The sequence below is a fragment of the uncultured Sunxiuqinia sp. genome (assembly GCF_947495665.1).
GTDB lineage: Bacteria > Bacteroidota > Bacteroidia > Bacteroidales > Prolixibacteraceae > Sunxiuqinia > Sunxiuqinia rutila.
In genome coordinates this window covers 296,544-316,390 of record NZ_CANLZV010000005.1, presented here as the reverse complement: position 1 = coordinate 316,390, position 19,847 = coordinate 296,544, and the positions used below count along the sequence as shown (strand labels likewise).

General features: G+C 45.8%; 14 protein-coding genes. 4 read left to right on the top strand and 10 right to left on the bottom strand.

Going from position 1 to position 19,847, the window contains the following annotated elements:
* Window positions 1-302: twin-arginine translocation signal domain-containing protein (locus Q1A18_RS08985; RefSeq protein WP_299578658.1), on the bottom strand; the 302-nt coding region annotated here is incomplete at its 3' end.
* 16 nt (window positions 303-318) lie between these two features.
* The gene (locus Q1A18_RS08980) at window positions 319-1,851 is read right to left on the bottom strand and encodes an SUMF1/EgtB/PvdO family nonheme iron enzyme (RefSeq protein ID WP_299578656.1); all 1,533 of its coding nucleotides are present in this window, start codon (window positions 1,849-1,851) and stop codon (window positions 319-321) included.
* Between the two features lie 381 nt (window positions 1,852-2,232).
* On the opposite strand from Q1A18_RS08980, the gene Q1A18_RS08975 reads away from it, so the two are divergent.
* Window positions 2,233-2,928: a ComF family protein gene (locus tag Q1A18_RS08975; RefSeq protein WP_299578654.1), complete on the top strand. Its 696-nt coding sequence runs from the start codon at window positions 2,233-2,235 to the stop codon at window positions 2,926-2,928.
* A gap of 19 nt (window positions 2,929-2,947) precedes the next feature.
* Here the strand turns inward: Q1A18_RS08975 and Q1A18_RS08970 are convergent, their stop codons facing one another.
* From Q1A18_RS08970 to Q1A18_RS08960, 3 genes are all read right to left on the bottom strand, one after another.
* Window positions 2,948-3,802 (bottom strand): DUF4249 domain-containing protein, encoded by an 855-nt coding sequence (locus Q1A18_RS08970; RefSeq protein WP_299578652.1) that lies wholly within the window; start codon window positions 3,800-3,802, stop codon window positions 2,948-2,950.
* A 6-nt stretch (window positions 3,803-3,808) separates the two neighbouring features.
* A complete protein-coding gene (locus tag Q1A18_RS08965) occupies window positions 3,809-6,160 on the bottom strand; it encodes a TonB-dependent receptor (RefSeq protein WP_299578650.1) in 2,352 nt (783 codons plus the stop codon).
* Between the two features lie 168 nt (window positions 6,161-6,328).
* On the bottom strand, window positions 6,329-7,024 hold the full coding sequence (locus Q1A18_RS08960) for an NAD-dependent deacylase (RefSeq protein WP_299578648.1): 696 nt from the start codon (window positions 7,022-7,024) through the stop codon (window positions 6,329-6,331).
* A 237-nt stretch (window positions 7,025-7,261) separates the two neighbouring features.
* Between Q1A18_RS08960 and dnaG the strand changes: the two genes are divergently transcribed.
* The 3 genes from dnaG (at window position 7,262) to Q1A18_RS08945 (ending at window position 10,802) form a co-directional block, all read left to right on the top strand.
* Window positions 7,262-9,208, top strand: coding sequence for a DNA primase (gene dnaG / locus Q1A18_RS08955; RefSeq protein ID WP_299578646.1), 1,947 nt, complete (start codon window positions 7,262-7,264; stop codon window positions 9,206-9,208).
* 14 nt (window positions 9,209-9,222) lie between these two features.
* Window positions 9,223-9,714, top strand: coding sequence for a pyridoxamine 5'-phosphate oxidase family protein (locus Q1A18_RS08950; RefSeq protein WP_299578644.1), 492 nt, complete (start codon window positions 9,223-9,225; stop codon window positions 9,712-9,714).
* Between the two features lie 65 nt (window positions 9,715-9,779).
* Window positions 9,780-10,802, top strand: coding sequence for an NAD-dependent epimerase/dehydratase family protein (locus Q1A18_RS08945; RefSeq protein WP_299578642.1), 1,023 nt, complete (start codon window positions 9,780-9,782; stop codon window positions 10,800-10,802).
* A gap of 51 nt (window positions 10,803-10,853) precedes the next feature.
* Here the strand turns inward: Q1A18_RS08945 and Q1A18_RS08940 are convergent, their stop codons facing one another.
* The 5 genes from Q1A18_RS08940 to Q1A18_RS08920 all read right to left on the bottom strand — a co-directional run bounded on the left by Q1A18_RS08940 (window position 10,854) and on the right by Q1A18_RS08920 (window position 19,815).
* Entirely contained in the window at window positions 10,854-11,831 is a 978-nt protein-coding gene (locus tag Q1A18_RS08940) for an ROK family protein (protein ID WP_299578640.1), read from the bottom strand.
* Between the two features lie 90 nt (window positions 11,832-11,921).
* Window positions 11,922-13,175 carry a hypothetical protein gene (locus Q1A18_RS08935; RefSeq protein WP_299578638.1) on the bottom strand — a complete coding sequence of 418 codons (1,254 nt, stop codon included), beginning with the start codon at window positions 13,173-13,175 and terminating at the stop codon, window positions 11,922-11,924.
* 428 nt (window positions 13,176-13,603) lie between these two features.
* The gene (locus Q1A18_RS08930) at window positions 13,604-14,530 is read right to left on the bottom strand and encodes a pyruvate, water dikinase regulatory protein (RefSeq protein ID WP_299578636.1); all 927 of its coding nucleotides are present in this window, start codon (window positions 14,528-14,530) and stop codon (window positions 13,604-13,606) included.
* A 110-nt stretch (window positions 14,531-14,640) separates the two neighbouring features.
* Entirely contained in the window at window positions 14,641-17,835 is a 3,195-nt protein-coding gene (locus Q1A18_RS08925; protein ID WP_299578635.1) for a glycoside hydrolase family 2 TIM barrel-domain containing protein, read from the bottom strand.
* A 138-nt stretch (window positions 17,836-17,973) separates the two neighbouring features.
* A complete protein-coding gene (locus tag Q1A18_RS08920; protein ID WP_299578633.1) occupies window positions 17,974-19,815 on the bottom strand; it encodes an alpha-L-fucosidase in 1,842 nt (613 codons plus the stop codon).
* Window positions 19,816-19,847: the final 32 nt, after the last annotated feature.

Sequence of the window (19,847 nt, the reverse complement as noted above, 5' to 3'; positions counted from 1 at the left end):
TTATTCCGGCAGTCGTCAATCCGATCCTGGAAAACATCACCCAAAGCATGAATCACCAGGTTAGGACCGGCATTTAAAAAGTCGAGTGCAGCACCCGAGCCACGGCCACCACAGCCAATAACTCCGGCTTTAAGGGGTTTGCCATCCGGTGCCTGATCAAGCAAAGGAGGTAAGTTCAGTTCAACCGCTTTCTTCTTTTCGGAACACGATACCAGTGCATTCGCTCCTATCACACCTACAGCGCCTAGCGCTGCGGCATTGGTTAAAAATTTACGTCTTGAGAAATTCGATTTTTCTGTCATGATTCTTTAGATTTAGTTATGGATTTCCAGTATTTTCATCAAACTCACACACCACCCGGAAGCCAACCATGTTGGCATCAGAGTACCACCAGATACTTTTAGGCATTTGTGGATCGGTCTTCATCCAGGCTTCGGTTTTGGTAAAATCGCGATCAGCCGAACGTACATCTTCAGCCGAACTTTTGAATGAGCCTCCACGAACAACCCGCTCGGTGCCACTTGCCGGTCCTTTCGGGTCCTCAACACCATCGCGAAGTGCATTGTAAGCATCCGGAGCATACCAGTCCAGGCAAAATTCAGCGGCATTCCCCAACATGTTTTTCAAGCCAAACGGATTGGCCTTTACAGCTGAAGGTGGTTGGGTTTTTGCCATGCTGTTAACATCATAAATCACATAAGAACTAATATTGGTGGTGTCTGCTCCAAAAATCTTATTCCAGAATTTGGCTTGCGAGAAATCTGTTGGATCCCCTTCAAAGAAGTAAGGGGTTTGCGTGCCACCACGACAGGCATATTCCCATTCTGCCTCGGTGGGTAAGCGGTAGGTTTTTCCGGTTACTTGAGAAAGCCATTCACAATACACCATGGCTGCCCGATGCCGCATGGTAATAGCCGGACGATCGCCCAAGCCCCAGTTTTGGTCTGGTTGGCCATACGGTGGCGTTGGTCCGGTAATGGCATCCACATCACCTTCAGTACGCGAGCCTTCTGTATCGGTGCTTCTGCCTTCGGCGCCTGTCTGGCTATAGAAAGCCAAAAACTCGTTCCAGGTCACCTCAACTTTTCCCATAAAGAAAGGACTGATCTTCACTTCTTTTTGAGGCCCTTCATCTTCATCGCGGTATGGTTCGTCAGCCGGGCTACCAATCTTGAAGGTTCCACCTGGAATAGCAACCATTTCGAAGGAAACCGGAGTCTCCGGAATCTTTTCTTCAAAATCTTCGTGTTGATCTACCGGGGTGGGTTCATCATAAATCTCAATATTGGCCTGCATATCCTTTCCAAAGCCAATGTTGCTTTCGTGTGTCGCATTCGGGTCGAAATGACCGACATGCAGGTGACAGTTAATACAGCGCAATTCTTCTTCATTCTGAGAATAATAAAGGTGCGCATCCTGTCCTTCTTTCGATAAAGTTAAAGGGAATAAGTTGACATGACACTGAATACACGAAGCTTTGTACGTAAAATGCTGTGCCTGCTCAACGGTTGACTTGGCTTCCCAGTTAAAACTTTCGTGGTCTTTAAATAAATACCCGTAAATGTCTTTTGCTCCCAATCGGGCTTTTTCAATCAAATAGCCTTCGCCTTTGGGAGGCAGGTGGCAATCCACACATTTCACCTGAATCCCGCTTTTGTTGTCATAATGCGTTGACAGTTTCCAGGATTCTGTCACATGCGGATGAACATGACATGATTCACAAAACTCGTTCGTTGAAGTATATTCTACCGACTTGTTGAAACTGATAAGCGCCAACAAACCAAAGACAAATCCGATAAAAAGTACAAGGAGAATTTTTTCCTGAAAGAATTTTCGAAGTTTCCCAGCCATTGCTGTAATCATTTAGTTGGTTTGAATTAAGAGTAGTTTGCACCCAAATTTAGCAAAAACAAGTTCAAAAATAGTTTTTTTGTAAAAATTAAGTGAAAAAGGCCGCCTGAGAGCAACCTTCTTTTAGGAAAAAATGAAAGAGGTAATCAGAAAACCAAATGGTGATCCAGAAAAGACCTCCGGGAGCACTCCATGAAGACCTTCTGGGATGGTGGTGTCTTCATCATCTGCTTTCTGTTTCATGTTATTTAAAACTACCACAAGATAAGCACTCCCCTGCAAGCTAAGTTTAGCCATGGCTTATCTTCCTGTGAGTGAATTGTTAAAACAGAGTGCCCGATTGATCAATTTGCGTTATCTTTTCTTAAAAATTAGTTGTTCATGTTGAATCGGTCAAATTACCTAAATGCTTTTTTGGAGCTGTTTTATCCCCGTTTGTGCCTGGTCTGTGGCGACAAGCTGATTGCTACCGAAACTTACCTGTGCCTGAAATGCCAGCTTCATCTGCCCCGTACTAATTTCCACAACGAACCAGACAACCCCATGGAACAGCTTTTTTACGGGCGGCTGCCCATTGAACGAGCCTGTGCTTATTTCGATTTTAAAAAAGGAAGTCCGTACCAAAAAATACTGCATCAACTCAAATACCGTGGGCTGAAACAACTTGGAGAATACATGGGCGCTCAATTTGCTTTGGAAATTCAGGATACCAAATGGATTCAATCTGTCGATTTTCTTTGCCCGGTTCCCCTCCATCCTCGAAAAGAACGCAAAAGAGGCTATAACCAAAGCTATCATTTGGCCAAAGGCTTGTCGGATAAACTTGGCATCCCGGTTGAACAGGAAGCACTCATTCGCAAAAAGTTTTCGAGTACCCAAACCAAAAAAGGACGCTACGAACGATGGGAAAATGTGGAAACCATTTTCGAGCTCCGACATCCAGAACGGTTCGAAGGCAAGCACCTGTTACTGATTGATGATGTGGTTACAACCGGAGCAACGCTGGAAGCCTGTGGAGCAACCATTTTGAGGGACTGTTCGGCAAAAATCAGCATTCTGACCCTGGCTATAGCCTGATTTATAAGCTGACCAAAGCTCAATCGCTAATCGTAGCGCCTGTAAAAATAGTGGATGCCCGTTCAACCTCCATTACCGCAAAAAAACCAAGAGCTCCATTGCTGATATTTCCCTTAACATTGGCTGGCGGACCACTAAATAGCGGCACTTTTGTCCCGGTCTCCCGGTCAACCCCAACAAGAAATTCATAATAAGCCTTCGTAATTCCAGCCATTTCCAGAGTAATGGTGTCGCCTTTGGCAACATACTCCCCTTTCTCCTCATCAAAATACTGCACAAAGGCTCCTTGAAGTTCATTGCCATTAAAAAAACGATCATCCACAGCCCGGTAATTATGCAGCGAGTCGGTAGCAAGAACGCCGTTTTGATAAACTTTAAACAAATAATAGTCCTCAGTAGCCGGATTATCTTTACTGAACACCCCAACTTCCCAACCTTCCCAGCTCACATTATAAACCACGGCCGCTCCATAAACCGGCGCCGTTGGTTTCATCACCGTTTCGGCCCGGTAGGTTTCCCACTCCCCGTCTGAATTCACATCCACATTCGAAATGTCAAGCCGGTACTGCCGACCAACCACCCCAAAATAATTGGCCGGTGTTTGGTAAATGCCCGGCCGCATGGGATCTTCAGTCAGCTGAATGGTTTGTACTCCATCATTCAGGCTTAGCTGTGCATCCGACACCATTTCTACTTCCTGGTTCGAAAAATAAGGAGCCGATTTACTCAAGCTCACTTCATGAGCCAGGGTATCACTGGTTATTTCGCCAAAAACAACCAACAGCGGCTCGCCGGCTTCATCCAACTCAAAGTCAACCCGCTCGGTACAGGCCAGCAACAACATCAGCATTGAAATCAAGTATTTTGCGTTCATGGTGAATTAAAATTTGAAGTTATAGGTAACAGCCGGAATTATCGGAAACAAATAGGTCTTTTCAGCATAGGTTTGCGTCGGATTCTCGGTATCCTGAACGAAATTCAAGGCCCATGTGTTCTTGCGGTTATAAGCATTGTAGATCGAGAATACCCACTCCCCTTTCCAGGCTCGACTGTTGTTTTTTCGGTTTTGCAGGGTCAGCGACAAATCCAACCGATGATAATCATCGTAACGCGCCCCGTTTCGCTCTGAATAATGTGGAACAATGGTGCCATTTATTTCATAGCGCTGAACAGGTAAAGTTACGGGCTGCCCGGTGGAATAAACCCAGTTGGCCGAAAGCGAAACACGCTGGCTCAACTCGTAATTCAGGACCGAACTAAAGTCATGGGTTTTATCAAAAGGAGCCGCATAGCTGTTTCCATCATTGATGCCCGGAATCGTACGTTCGGCCCGCGACAGGGTGTACCCAAGCCATCCGGTCAATCTGCCTTCGGTCTTTTTCATCAACAACTCCAGCCCATACGCTTTGGAGTTGCCCACGCGTAATTCCCCTTCAAGGTATTTATTCAACAACAAATCTGCATGATCCGCAAAATCAACCGTATTCTTCATATCCTTGTAATAGGCTTCCATGGAAAGCTGATAACGGTTCTGCTGAAGGTTGTGAAACACTCCCAGCGCAAATTGGTCGGCAAGCTGCGGTTTCACATTGGGGCTGGCCGGAAACCAGATATCAAGCGGACTGCCTGCCGCCGTATTGGAAGCCTGCTGAATGGTTTGGCGTGAGCGGTTGTAGTTGAATTTCAGTGACCAATCCGGGGCCAGAAGGTAGTTTACGCCAAAGCGCGGCTCCATTCCCCAGTAGTTTTGGTAGACTTCGCCCGATGCGTAGCTGGTCGAATCAACTGGTTCATAATTTTCACCATACTCATAAACAGTCCCTTCGCCAATATTCTGAAAAAGGGATAGCCTTAGCCCGTACTTCAACACCAGTTTCTCGCCAATATGGTGCTGGTGCGAAAGGTAGCCGGCGTGCTCCAAGGCATAATTTTCACCCACTTGGTACTCACCAAAGATCGATTGCTCGCCAATCCCCATCGCCATTCCCGGATTAAAGGCATGGTGAAAACTCTGCAATCCAAATTTCAGCGAATGCCGCGGGGTGATGTAATAGCCAAAATCCACCTTTATGCCCAGATCTTCCAGGTCTGATTCCCAAAGCCATGATTCCGGGTCTTCTTCATCGGTTCCCAATTCATAGTCGTAGCGACTCCAGACCGCCGTTAAGTTCATAAACAGTTTGTTGGAAAAGATATGATTCCAACGCGTAGTCAAAGTTTTATTTCCAAACCCCATCCTGAAGAAATTGCTTTTCATGATATCGCGTCCGAGGTAGGAACTCACATATAAGCGATTATTTTCGTTGAAGCGATGCGAAAGTTTCAGGCTGGCATCGTAAAAATAGAGCCGGCTGTTTTTTACATCCTCATCCGACGAGAGCGGCAAAAACAGATCCAGGTAAGTTCGGCGTCCCGATAAAAGCACGGTTGTTTGGTCCTCTTTAAGCGGGCCTTCCAGCGTCAGTCGGCTCGAAATGGTGCCAATGCCACCTGCTCCCGCAAACGTTTTGGAGTTCCCATCCTTCATCCGCACATCAAGCAGCGATGAAAGGCGTCCCCCGTATTGGGCAGGCACATCTCCCTTGTATAGTTTGAGGTCCTTGACCGCATCGTTGTTAAATACTGAAAAGAAGCCCATCAGGTGAGAGGCATTGTAAACCGTTGCTTCATCCAGCAAAATCAGGTTCTGGTCAGGGCTTCCGCCACGCACACTAAAGCCCGAACCACCTTCAGCCGTCGAATGCACGCCCGGCAAAAGCTGAATCGCTTTAATTAAATCCACCTCCCCCATCAACGCTGGAATGGATTTTATGGTTTTCGTTTGCAGCCGCTCCACCCCCATTTCCACCCGGGTGATGTTTTGATCTTTTCGTTCGCCAAACACCTGAATCTCCTTCAGTTCTTCCGACTCCGGGGTCAAACCGATTTCCAGTCGCTGATCTTCCTTCAATACAAGCTGTTGCACCAAGTCTTCGTAACCGATATAACTGCATACCAGCGTATAAGTTCCGGGGGCAACAGCCAGTGAATAAAACCCATAGCTATTGCTGACAGTACCCATCCCAAGCTCCTGAATCATAACTGATGCACCAATCAGGCTTTCACCACTGCTGGCATCCACAACGTGACCACTTAAGGTTTTCCGGTTAAGTTTCTCCTTATCATTCCGGGCGTGCATCGAACCAACGGTACAGGCACATACAAGCAACAGGAAAATTAGTTTTCTGAGCATTGTTCAGGTTCTTTCAAATGGTTTGTATTTGTTTTCTGGCTTTCAATAAGACTCCCGTTCCCTGCAATCGTTTCACTTTTTTTGAAAAAATTGATCTTTTATTTTAAAAATCGAAAAGTGTTCGGGGAAGCAGCAGGAATTGTTAAACGGGGTTAAGCATGCAAACCACTAGAAATTTCGAAAATTCTGCAGCCTTTCATGCAACAGGCGAACGCCCAGCCCCGCCTTTTCTTCGATGAATTGCACCTTCTTCATGCTAACCGGAGGACGCTCCGGATCAACCACAAACACCGGGGTATCCTTGTGGGTATAATGCATGAGTCCTGCTGCCGGATAAACATTGAGCGAGGTTCCTACCACCACAAAAATATCGGCTTGCTCAACCATGGGAACAGCTTGCTCCATCGCCGGAACTTCCTCGCCAAACCAAACAATGTGTGGACGGAGCTGGTGTCCTTTCTCACACAAATCGCCAAATTTGAGTTCCCAACCATCCAGTTCGTAAATTAAATCGGGATACCGGGTGCTGCGTACTTTTTTCAATTCGCCATGCAAGTGAAGCACCTTGGAACTTCCGGCCCGTTCGTGCAGGTCATCCACATTCTGCGTGATAATTTGCACATCAAAATCCTGCTCCAACTCGGCTAGGCCAAGGTGCCCGGCATTGGGGCTACACTCATAAAGCTGCTTGCGCCGGTCGTTGTAAAATTGCATGACCAGCTCCGGATTCCGCTCCCAAGCCTCGGGTGTGGCCACCTCGCTAATATCATATTCTTCCCACAGTCCACCCATATCCCGAAAAGTACGAATACCACTCTCCTGACTCATTCCTGCCCCTGTGAGAACCACCAATTTCTTTTTCATTCCGCTGCGTTTTTTTGTTTTTAAAGATAAGCTGAAATGCCAGGACTTGCAATCATCTGTCCGAAACTCAAACGCCACGGCATGGCAAATCTGCTCTCTCTTCAAAAGCCTTGATCAATTTGTCGGGGCAATAGGCCCTCAGGTAGTTGTTCGCTAAAAGAGGAGAACTCCACACAGTAGCCGATTACTTTTCAACAGCCCAGTCCAATTAAGGACTATTTTCCTACTTTTGTGGGTATGATTGACCAGGCAACAATTGACCGAATAATGGATGCAGCCGAGATTTCAGATGTGGTCTCGGAATTTGTGACACTGAAGCGAAGGGGAGTCAACCAGCTTGGGTTATGTCCGTTTCATAATGAAAAGACACCATCGTTTATCGTGTCGCCCGCAAAAGGTATTTTTAAGTGTTTTGGCTGTGGAAAAGGAGGCAATGCCGTTAACTTCATCATGGAGCATGAGGCGCTGTCGTATCCCGAAGCCCTGAAATGGTTGGCCAAAAAATACCATATCGATGTTCAGGAAGAAGAGGAAACAGAACATCAAAAACAACTGAAAGACGACCGCGAAAGCATGATGATCGCATCGGCTTACGCACAAAAATATTTCACTCGTTACATCTGGGAAGAAAATGAAGGCCGCACCATTGGCCTTAGCTACTTCCGTGAGCGGGGCCTCCAGGACACCATCATCAAAAAGTTTGAATTGGGGTACTGTCCTGAGGGTAAAGACATTTTTACCCAGGCCGCACAAAAGCAAGGCTACAAAATGGAATACCTGGAAAAAACCGGGCTGACCATTAAACGCGATGACTGGGTACGCGACCGGTTTTCCGGACGGGTTATGTTTCCCATTCACAATGTGGCGGGACGGGTGACTGCTTTTGGAGGACGAACGCTGAAAAACGATAAAAATATTGCCAAGTACCTGAATTCGCCCGAATCGGAAATTTACCACAAAAGCCGGGTACTTTATGGCATTTTCCAGGCTAAACGCGAGATTACACGGCAAGACAAGTGCTACCTGGTAGAAGGATATACCGATGTGCTGGCCTTTCACCAGGCAGGCATCGAAAATGTAGTAGCTTCCTCGGGAACAGCTCTCACCCCGGATCAAATCCGACTAATCAAGCGATTCTCGCCCAACATCACCATTATTTATGATGGCGACGAGGCTGGAATCAAAGCCTCGCTGCGCGGAATTGACCTGGTGCTTGAAGAAGGCATGAATGTCAAAGTACTGCTCCTTCCGCAAGGAGAAGACCCCGACTCGTTTGCCCGTTCCATGAGCTCGACGCAACTGCAGGAGTACATCGAGGAACACCAAACCGATTTCATCCGGTTTAAAACCAAGCTGCTGCTCGAAAAGTCGGAAAACGATCCGGTAAGCAGAGCCCGCATGATCAGCAACATTGTGCGCTCCATATCGGTAGTTCCCGATACCATCACCCGCTCAATGTACATCAAAGAATGCAGCACGCTGATGGATGTGGGAGAAGATATTCTGTACACCGAGATCCGAAAAATTATGATGAAAGAGTCAGAGGATCATCGTCGGAAAGAGTACCGGGCAAAAGCTGTTCAACAGCAACAGCCAGCGACTCCTCAGCCGGTAAATACGGTGAAGAACCTCTGCGAAATTGAAGAACGCGAAATTCTGCGTGTCTTACTTAAATATTTTCACACCGAAGTTTTTGAGGAGGAAGGCGAAAATCCCGATGAAACGATTTCCATCTCGGTTGGGCGTTTTGTGTTGGAGGAAATTGAAAATGATGGGCTGAATTCCGACAATGCGCTGATCAACCAGTTCCTGGATTTTTTCCGCGAAAACCTGGACAATACCGATTTCAAGCCCATGCCGTTTTTCACCAATCACTCCGACCAGCGCATTAGCCAGCTTGCCAGCGACCTGCTTTCTGAAAAGTACACCGAGAGCAAACGTTGGACCCGTGGCGGCGCCTTTGTAGAGGCTGAAGATGAAATTCTGGATTTGATCGTTCCCAAGGTTGTGCAGGAATACAAACTCCGAAAAGTAAAAAACATGCTTGCCGAGTTGGAAAAAAGCATCCAGCAGGCTGCCTCCGACATCGAAAAGGTGATGAGCCTTCAAAACCAATACCTCAACCTGAAAAAAGTAGAAAAACACCTGTCGATCCAGCTGGGAAACCGGACCATTACCCGCTAAAAAAATAGAATCACATGAGAACTTTTTTTATTGAGAATCGTGAAGAAATAGACGACATTATCCGAGCTTGCAAAACCTGTTTTGTGGCCATGTCAGACGGTGATGTTCCCTACGTTTTACCCATGAACTTTGGCTATGATGGCGACACGATTGTCCTGCATTCGGCCCAGGAAGGGCGCCTTTGGGAAACCATCCGAAAAAACCCCAACGTATGCATTAACTGGACCCTAGGCGAAGAACTGGCCTGGCAGGATGTCCGGGTAGGCTGCAGCTACCGCGTCAAATCAAAATCGGTGCTTGTTGAAGGTGAAGTTGAAATTATTGATGACTATGACGAAAAGTACCGCATGCTTCAGCAAACCATGGCTCAGTACAGCGACCGCGAGTTTAAATTCGGTAAACCTGCTGTACTCAACGTTGGCATCATGAAAGTTCACATCAAAAAGATTACCGCCAAAGAATTTGGAGCCAAGGCCGTGACTCCCTGGAACCAGCATAAAGAATAAGAATAGCCGTTGGCCGGCTCGCAGGTTCTTGTTACTTTTAAACGCTTACTTTTGAATTGTAAACTATGATTTTTGTTACCGGAGGCACAGGGTTAGTTGGTTCACATTTGCTATTCAATTTATTAAGTTCAGGCAAACAGGTGCGCGTTTTAAAGCGATCCACCAGCAATGTGAAAGGGGTGAAAAAAGTGTTTGCCTACTACACCGACCAAGCCGACCAGCTTTATGAGCAAATTGAATGGGTGGAAGGTGATATTTTGGACAACCACAGCATGGAAGAGCTCCTTGTCGGAGTTTCTGAAGTCTATCATTGTGCGGCCATTGTATCGTTTCATGCCAACGACCGCGACAGCATGCTTAACAACAATGTGAAAGGAACAGCCAATATCATTGATGCGGCTCTTCATCATAACGTAAAGAAGTTTTGCCATGTTAGCTCCATTGCGGCCTTGGGAAAAACCCAGGACGGCAGCGAAATTAACGAAGAAACCTATTGGATTCCATCCAAGCGAAAATCGGGCTACAGCCTGAGTAAGTTCTTTTCTGAAATGGAAGTGTGGCGCGGCATTGAAGAAGGACTGGAAGCTGTTATTGTCAATCCATCCATTATTTTGGGGCCGGGCAACTGGGATATTGGGAGTCCCAAGCTTTTCCAGGCTATTGCCAAAGGCCTAAAGTATTACACCAAAGGCGAAACCGGTTTTGTGGATGTGCGAGATGTCGCTTCGGCTATGGTTCAACTGATGGATGAGCAGAACTTTATGAAGACTAAAAACCAGCGTTTTATATTGAACGCAGGCAACATGAGCTATCAGAATTTCTTCAATAAAATAGCTGATTCACTGCAGAAGCCACGCCCCCGAACCTTTGCTTCCGACCTTGTTTTACAAATGGCTTGGCGGGCTGCGCGTTTAGCCAGCTTTTTCTCAGGGAAACGTCCTCAAATCACGCGGGAAGCTGTTTCCGGCTCCAACCTGATTCATCGGTACAATGGAGAGAAAATTCAGAAAACAATTGATTTTCACTACCGCAACCTGGACGAAACCATTCGCGACATCGCTCATTTGTTTCAAAAAGATATTAGCTAAAAAAAAACGGGAGTTCTTTCGAATTCCCGTTTTTTATGGATCAAATTGACCTTATTTTTCAATTTCTTTCCAAACCAAAGCACTGGCACCTACAATAGCGGCATCTCCTTGTTTTAGTTCTGAAGGAAGAATTTTGATCTTATTTTTGAAGATTGGCAGCAAGTACTCTTCCATGCTAGCCTTAGTTGGCTTGAAGATATAATCGCCGGCAGCTGTTGGGCCACCAAACAGGAAGATTGCTTCCGGACTCAGGTGATGAACCGTATCAGCCAATCCTTGTCCCAGCCACTTACCAGTCAGCTCAAACACTTCCAACGCCACTTTATCTCCTTTTTCAGCAGCATCAAAAATCATTTTCGAATCCAATTCTTTAAATGATTTATCAGCCAACAAGCTGTCAACGGCATTGTCGCGTACCATAATTTCAAAAGCAGTACGTTTCATTCCCGGAGCTGAACAATAGGCTTCAAGGTGACCTTTCGTTCCACATCCGCAAGTACGACCTCCCGGAATCAGAACGGTGTGTCCGCATTCGCCGGCAAAGCCATCCGCACCATAAACCAAGTCTCCATTAACTACAACACCACTTCCTACTCCTGTTCCCAGTGTGTACATTACGAAGTTTTTCATACCTTTGGCGCCACCGTAAATCATCTCACCGATGGCAGCAGCATTTGCATCATTGGTCAAGGCCAAAGCATCCAAATTAGGGAAACTCTTTTTCAACAACTCAACCAATGGCACAACACCCCTAAATGAAAGGTTTGGTGCATATTCAATTGTTCCGCTGTAATAGTTTCCGTTGGGAGCTCCAATTCCAATTCCCAAAACTTCAATATCACTGTTCACCAATTTTACTGATTTGATCAGCTCTTTAATGGCTACAGTCAGTTCTTCAATATATTTTTCAAGGTTACCATGCGAAGGCGTAGGAATTGAATCTTTAACCATCACATTGCCCGCCTCGTCAACAACACCAATTGCAGTATTGGTACCGCCGATATCGACTCCTATTGCTACTTTTTTCATATAATTAAATTTATTAACTAACAAATTCTTATTAACTCTTCATGACCCTTTAATTGATTAGAGGGCCATGAAGTTAGTTCTGTATGTCAATTAGCCTTTTTGGTGCACTTTAGAACCAATCAAAGCGTAATATAAGATATAAAGCTCACCAATAACAACAAGCGTCCAGGTCCAAGCCCAGTTACCACCCAAAGCGTCAGCCATCATACCTTGCATCAGTGGAAGAATCGCACCACCAATTACTCCAATCATCAATGCTCCTGATGCTTTAGAAGTATATTTTCCAAGATCAGCTACTGCCAAAGAGAAAATACCACCCCACATAATTGAGTGTAATAGTCCGATACCAACCAAGAACCAAGGGTTACCTGTAATCATCGAAATCAAAACCAATACCGTTGCTCCTACCGAAGTAACCACTAACTGTACCTTGGCCGAAATCTTACTTAAAGTACTTCCTACCAAACGTCCAACAAGCATACCTCCCCAGTATAACATGGCCATGCGTGAAGCTCTTTCAGCAAAGCTTCCACCCAGCCAGTCAGCATACATGTTAATGTTAGCACCAATAGCTACTTCAACACCAACGTAAAAGAAGATACCAATAACACCCAATTTTAGGTGAGAGAATGACCAGATACTTTTTTCTAGTTTTACACCTTCGTCGTTTGTTGTTCCTTCAATATGAGGAAGTGTTAGTTTGCTTACAATAAAAACAACAACTGCAATCGTTACTGCTAACAGCACGAATGGTAATAATACCTGGTCGATTTTAACATCGGCAATAGATACACCACCAAACACAATACCTGCCACAAAATAAGGAGCGATAGTTGTACCAATAGAGTTTGAAGAACCTCCAATAGTAATACGCTGAATAGCACTTGTTCCTTTTACATCACAAGCAGTTAGGTAAGGGTTAATTACAACTTGCATTACCGTTGCTGCTGATCCGACAACAAATGAACCTAACAGGAATACAAAGAATCCAACAGGAATACCGGCAACTGCGGGTGAATTTTCCATTGAACCAATCCATGCTGAACCAGCACTGACTAACAAACCAAAAACCATTAAGATCAAGGCTCTGATCAAGGTTTTCTTATAACCATAGTTGTCAACCCACTTACTTCCAGTTCCACCCATTACCGGATATGCCAGGAACCAAGTAAAGGTTACTAATATTGACAAAGTGTTTTTGATCCCTTGGATACTATCAGCACCAAGGAATGCTGACTCTAAAGGTTTTTGAAACTGTTGAAAGACTACCGTCAAAAATCCAACGATAAAAAATAAAAATACCATTGTAAGAAATGGCCCTAAATAACTCTTCTGCTGATTCATAATTTGATTATTAATTCTTATAAAGTTGATTTATTGTTATAGTTTTCGTCTTAAACTCGATTGTTATCTTTTGATTAATAATTCCATTTTCAGTAACGAGTCCGAAAATACCAAAATGATTTTAATCTGCTCTTATAATTGTTCTAAATAAGTCAAAATATTAGTGATTCGACCTGAATCTGAGAAGTTTTTTAGATGCAAACCGCAAACCATCAAACGGTTTCATGGATTAAGCGAAAAAGAAAGGAGCCAATATTCCTGATTTAAAGAATCGCATGAAGTCCATACCAAAACACACACAGACAGCCAATTAGCAAGAACAATCGCCAAATCATTAACACTTTTCATTTCTGGTAATATTTCCGAAAAAGTAAGCTTACCAAGCCCTGTCTGTTGAGAAATCACCTTCACTGATCATAACAAGAAACTCATTTATCCTTGTTGTTGTCATCTTGTTTGCTTTCCTCACCAACTCCGGCCGGATTGATGGTATTCTGGTAGGGCGAAGTGATGCGCCGCCCACCATACTCGAAGCGTTCATTCATAATATTCAGAATTTCGTTGGCCGTAGACTCCACCGGCTTGTTCGACACATGCACCACCGTAAACCCTCCTTTTTTAAAGATGAAGGAGGCGTTGCGGATTTCATTTCTCACTTTTGCTTCATCGGTATAGTTTGAACTGTCGTGCCGTGGCAAACTCCGCAAACGCTTGATGCGATGGGCAATTAAATGTTGGTAACCAATGTGAAGTCCAAAAACCCGTTGCGGATCAACCTCAAACAATTCGCGCGGAGGACGAATGCCATTCACCAAAGGAACATTGGCCACCTTCCAGCCATACATCGCCAGGTAAACACTCAGCGGAGTTTTGCCCGATCGGGAAACACCACACAAAATGATTTCAGCCTTGTGCAAGCGCTCAGGACTCATGCCATCATCATGGTTCAAAGTAAACTCAATGGCTTCAATACGATCGAAATAGCGCTGGTTGATTTCCCGAAAAAGCCCGGGGGATTTTAACGATGGAATACCCAGTTCCTCATCGAGGTAATCGGCCAATTTCCCCATGAAATCCACCTGTTTCACCTGATGTTTTTGAGCCAGGGCAATCAATTTTTTACGCAGTTCCGAATTAACCATGGTATGGGTAATCAACCCGTTGTCTTTCTGAGCACGAAGCACCACCTCTTCTATTTTTTGCTCATCCGAAACATCGGAAACAATAATTACCGGCACTTTATTATCAGGATACTGAATGAGTAACGATTGAACCATATTATTCCCGGCAAGGCCTTTCCCTCCGGAAACAACATAAATCGGCTTTGTTTTTTTTCTTTTGTTTGAATCGGGCATGGCAAACAAGTTAGATTCCTGTATTATAGAAAACAAAGTAGCACTTAAAATGATCAGGCACAAAAAAAGGCCCCTAAAAAAGAGGCCTTTAAATCAAATTTCAATGCGATTTAAAATAATTTCTCTGCGCCCCTTTTGGGCAATGGCATCAAAGTAAAGCCGTAACTGTAGCTTTTCTCCAGCAAACGATAGGAGTTAATCGGCCGGGCACGCAATGACCAGCTATCAATTCCCCCAACTCCAGCCTGAGTCAGATCAATATTCAGGGTGAAGAAACCAGCCTCTTTCAGCTCATTGGTATGCCGTGCTTTATTCAACATATCTGCCGTATAAGGCCATACCGAAGTTCCCAACGGCTGATCACCAAAAACCATGATCCCCTGCCCTTTGGCATTCGACAGGTTCAACCAACGCACATCTGTGCGGTTACCATTTTCCTGAGGAACAATGTAGTCGAAGATGAAATCACTTACCTTGCCGCGATAAACATCCACTTCAGCTCCCTGATTCCGGTCAATGTAATTTTCATGCTGACCTTTTCCATAAAAAACCATGTTATTCATTGACTGAGGCACCGTGGTTGTCATTCCAATGCGAATGGGCTCCGAAACTTCTTCCGGAATCTGGATGGCATAAGCCACATGAACCCGTGCATCAGCCGTTACTTCGTAAGCCAATTGCAGCTGAACACCTTCGTTTTCCAAAGTGGTTTGAATACGAATTTTTGAATCCGTTGCATCGGTAGTGAAGTCAGTCAGGCTAAAGTTTTCAGCCAGCTCGGGCCACTTCGACAAACGCTCCTGAACACGCCAGCCCCGGCTGTCATTATCCGTCAGTGGACGCCAGAAGTTGGGTTTCAACGGAGAAGCAATTAAGGTTTCCCCATTCGCCTTATAGGATGTCAGGTAGCCCGATTGCTTATCAAACTGTACTTCAAAATTCTTGCTCCCAATCACCAGCTGTTGCGCATCATCCGTCAAAATACGAACTGTTTCACGTCCTTTTGAAGGTGCTAAAGCCATTGGTTTTGATCCAGGAAGCAGCATTTGCTCCTTGGCAATTTCGTAACCCGCTTTTTCCCATTTGGTATCCGATTTCAGGTGAGCACTCAAACGCAACCAGTATTCAGCATCATCAGACGCTTTGGTATAAGGTACCCGAATAACTTTCGACTCACCCGGCAGCAAGTTGATGTCTTCAAGAACACCACTTTCAATCTCAGTGCCGTATTTTGAAACCGACCAGCGAAGTTCATAATTACTCAGACTGGTAAAGTTGAAGCGGTTTTTTACAATCACCTGCTTATCTTCGAGTTTATAAGCTTCCCAGGCAACTGGTTGAAACACGTATTTACACTCATACATCTGTGGTTTCAAGGTTTGATCAGGATTAATCACCCCGTTCAGGCAGAAGTTATTGTCGTTCGGTGTATCGCCAAAATCGCCGCCATAAGCAAAATACTCCGTGCCATCTTCATCGGTTTTGGTGATTCCCTGGTCCACCCAATCCCAAATATGACCACCCATCAGGTTGTCGTGCTTACGGACCAGATCCCAGTATTCTTTCAGGTTACCCAATGAATTACCCATTGAGTGGGCATACTCGCACATCAAAATAGGCCGGTGAATATACGGACTGGTGGCCATTCCTTCCAGCTCCTCAAGTGTTGGGTACATCCGGCTCAACATATCCACAAAAGCCGGATCGGTTGGGTTGGATGAGTTGGTGATCGACCAGTACTCTTTACTTCCCACTTTCTTGTATTCAGGATGGTTAGGGGCTCCCTGCGCGCCTTCGTAATGAATGGGTCGGCTTGGATCGAAATCCTTCAGCCAGCCTGCTGCTGCAGCATGGTTGGGCCCTGTTCCCGACTCATTTCCTAACGACCAAATCACAATAGAGGCATGGTTTTTATCGCGTTCAACCATGCGGATTACCCGTTCGTTGAACGACTGGAGCCACTCGGGCTGGTTGGTAAGGAATCCGCCAGCATGGTGAGTTTCAATGTTGGCCTCGTCAACCACATACAAGCCATATTCATCGCACAAATCGTAGAAATAAGGATCGTTCGGATAATGGCTGGTTCGTACCGAATTGAAATTAAACTGCTTCATCAGCAAAACATCTTTCAGCATTTCCTCGCGGGTAACCGTTTTTCCTCCCTTCGGGCTATGATCATGGCGGTTGACTCCATACAGCTTCACACCTTTGCCATTAACCCGGAAGACGCCTCCATCCGTAGAAACATGTCGAAATCCTACTTTGGTGCTTCTGGCTTCCACCACTTCACCCTGCTCGTTTTTAAGTGTCAGAACAGCAGTGTACAAAGCCGGCGATTCGGCCGACCATTTTTGCGGACTTTTCACTTCTGCCTCCAACAGGCCAAAATACACATTGTCGCGTTGCGGATACCCTTCAAAGCGTACCCGGTTAACCGGTATTGAAAGCGGGTCTGCAAAAGTGGCTTCCTGATTCGGACCATACAACTGGGTTTCAAGCGTCCAGTCTTTGGTATCGATATCGCCAGCCACCGAAATTTCGGGACGCACCATAAACAAAGCGTCTTCGAACTGCTGGTCAAACTTTGTGCGCACAAAAAAGTCATTGATGCTTACTTTGGGTTGAGCCAAAAGCAGCACTTCCCGGTGTAAGCCGCTCATGCGCCAATGATCCTGATCTTCGAGGTAACTGCCATCGCTCCAGCGAAACACCTGAACCGCCAAACTATTTTCGCCTGCCTGAACCAGTGAGGTAATATCAAACTCTGCCGGCAAACGGCTTCCCTGCGTGTAGCCCACCAATTCGCCATTCAGCCACACATAAGCAGCCGAGCTTATTCCGCCAAAATGCAGGATGATCTGGTTGTCCTCCCAGGTTTCCGGCAAAGTGAATTTTTTGAGGTATGAACCCACCGGGTTTTCGCGCTCAATGGTTGGTGGCGTGTTAGGAAACGGATACGTTACGTTCGTGTAGATCGGGGTTCCGTAGCCCTGCATCTCCCAGCAAGAGGGAACAGTAATGTCATCCCATTCGCTGTAAAGCTGATCTTGCTGATAGAAATCCGTTGGCCGGTCTTTGGAATCAGCTGTAAAATGAAATTTCCAGCTGCCGTTCAGTGACAACATACGTGCCTGCTCCCGGTTTCCAGTCAAAGCCTCATCAGGCGTAGAAAATGAATAGGAAGTAGCCCGGGCCGGCAATTTGTTAATCCCAATCACCTGCTCGTTCTCCCAATCCTGTTGCTGCGCAGAAACTGCCCAGGAACACATGAAAAAAGTAATTAATGTTAATACAATTCGATTCATAGTATGAGTAGTTATTAATGTTGAATATTTTGAATGGACCTGAAAAATGTCCCCCTGTTGACAACCAGCCTGCCTAAGGTCTGGTTCAGGCTTTTCGTAGAAAAGGCCAACAAAATGGGGTCACCTCCAAATCCAGGATCAGTTCCTGTTAACTTTTCTCACCCAAAGCCATTGAAATTGAGCCGGCAGCTTTTTACGGGCTTCCACCTGCATCGAAATTTCATAAACTCCGGCCCGAGGAAAATACAGTATCCCCAAATCGTGTGAGCTGAAGTTGGGAATATGCCAATCGCTGTTGGGTTCCCCCACGGTCAGCCCTGTAGGGGCAAAAGGTTGCTCCAAACTACTTTCGGCTCCCAGTACCTTCAACCGTCCGGCTGATTTCTTTCCTTGAAAACTGTACGAAGCATCCACCCGATAGTTTCCCGGTTCATCAATAAATAGCTTCCAGCGCAGCTGGTAAGTATCCTCCACCAGCACATGTGGTGGAATGGTTCCTCCCCGTTCGTAATCAAACCGACTCACTTGCCCTTCTTCTGCAAAAGCGTTCTCCGCCTTCAACGAGAAACCGCCATCCACTGTTTTAGCAACCAGGTTTTCCTGAATCTCCGGCTTTTGATCATACTCCAGCACAATCACCGAAATCAGATTATCCGGTTGTTCTGCCGGAAGCTCAATGCTTGTCAGCACCTCTTGATGCTTCATTTTTAAAGGCATTTGCAATTTATCGCTCAATACGAAAGCTTTTTGTGCCTGAGTCGTCACTCCGGTAAGCGGAAGTTGGGAATTGTAAGGCCAGTTATACACATGCAGATAAAGCCGATGAATGCCATGGGCAATCTCCTTGTAGGTAATTTTTCCCCAATCATGCTGATTTTCGGGCAAATCAAAAGCTTCCGCCTTGTAAATTGATTCTCCGTTGACCTCCAGCCACTGCCCCACTTCAAGCAGGCGTTGGCTAATTTCATAAGGCACCTTACCGTTTGCCTTTGGTCCGATGTTTAGCATATAATTTCCATTCAGGCTCACATTCCCAATCAGCGCCTGCAACAAGCTGGTGGTTGATTTCCATTCGGTATCCAGCTGATGAAAGCCCCAGGAGTGCGCAACCGTTCCGGGTGATTGCCAGGGATAATCCAGTTTTTGTGTACCCAACTGGTTGTCGCCTAAGGTGCGATAGTCAATATCACTGTCTTCCTCCATGGAAAGGCCCAAGCGGGAGTTTACCAGGCAGTCGGGTTGTAAGGTTCGAATGAGGCTCTTAAGCTGAAGCAGTTGTTCCTTGCTGATAATGGATTCGGAATGGTTGATCCACATGTCAAACCAAATCATCCCAATGGGCCCGTAGTTGGATAAAAGCTCCCGCATCTGCGGCATCACTTTCTCCTGCCAATACTGGTCATATTGTTCCGCGGTAATGGGGTAAATTTCTTTGGTGTGATCCCAACCATAAGGATGCTCCCAATCCACCCAATGCGAGTAATAAAGCCCCAGCTTCAGCCCATGTTTCTGGCAAGCCTCGGCCAGTTCCTTCACAATGTCGCGTTTGGGCTGTGTGTATTCTGCAATATCATAATCTGACACCTGGCTATCCCAAAGCGCAAAGCCATCGTGATGCTTGGCCGTCAGGGTTACGTATTTCATGCCCGCCCGTTTGGCCAGCAACACCCATTCTTCCGGGTCAATGGATTCCCAATCGAAGCGATCCATTAATTCCAGGTATTCATCTTTTTCAATCCGGTTACGGTAGTAAATCCACTCCGCGTAATTGTTCGCATTCCGCAAAGGCTCTCCTTTCCATATTCCTTCGGTAGCGCTATACAGGCCCCAGTGAATAAACATGCCATAACGGGCATCAACGAACCACCGGGCCCGCTCATTGGTTTGCGACTGGCCATGTAGTTGTGTAAAGCCAATAAGGGATAACAGCAGAAAAAGTATGCTTCTGCGAAGTTCAATAAAAGGTTTTAGTTGGCTCATTTCATATAGTTTAGCAGAATAGAACAATCAGT